The following is a 682-nucleotide window of genomic DNA, read 5'->3' as shown; positions in this document are numbered from 1 at the left end:
GTAGTACTTAACTTATTAGAGATTTGGGGAGGTACTCCTTTTTCTATGCTCAAAAAACCTTGAGCCCGTAGGGCTCAGATTTATGAAATTGATTCATGTAGAAAACAAAAACATACTTATCATACCAGTTAAAACAAATAAAATCCCCATTCCCCAAGGAGGAATGAAAGTCCCAATCGTTATAGCGAAAGTACCTAACATCATGCCTCCTCTGCCTACTAGACTATTAACAGCCATGTATGAGCTTCTACTTTTTTCTGGTGGTAAATCGGCTAAGTAAGCTTGAACAATTGGCCAAAAAGAAAGCTCACTTAGTGCAGCTATAATTACAAGGACTAAAAGTACCCAAGGGACATCACTAATAGCAATCATCCCCAATGAAATTGCATATATGAGAATTCCCCCATAAAGCACAATACTCTCATTCTGCTTTTGAATCCATTTACCTAATATTGCTCCGAACATGACAACAACAACACAATTCAGAGTATTCATAACTCCAAATAAACCTATTCCGTCAATTTTAAAACTCCATTCATCTAATGAGAATATCGGTACAGGAGTTTTTAATTCACTTGCTATTCTTACTCCTGTATAGTTCATCGCCTGTAGCTCTATTGAAACAACCAGTAGTGAAGTGAATGTAAAAAGAATGAAGGTAGCGGATTAACCCCCTAGGTTT

1 protein-coding gene is annotated in these 682 nt (G+C 36.8%); it reads right to left on the bottom strand.

Translation table 11 applies throughout. The annotated features are described in order from the left end of the window. Nucleotides 1-93 precede the first annotated feature (93 nt). On the bottom strand, nt 94-654 hold the full coding sequence (locus EDM52_RS24175) for an MFS transporter (protein ID WP_276330147.1): 561 nt from the start codon (nt 652-654) through the stop codon (nt 94-96). Nucleotides 655-682 lie beyond the last annotated feature (28 nt).

The sequence above is a fragment of the Brevibacillus invocatus genome (assembly GCF_003710915.1).
Taxonomy (GTDB): Bacteria; Bacillota; Bacilli; order Brevibacillales; family Brevibacillaceae; genus Brevibacillus; species Brevibacillus invocatus.
The sequence above is the reverse complement of the archived record's forward strand: the minus strand, read 5'-3'. Positions and strand labels throughout refer to the sequence as shown.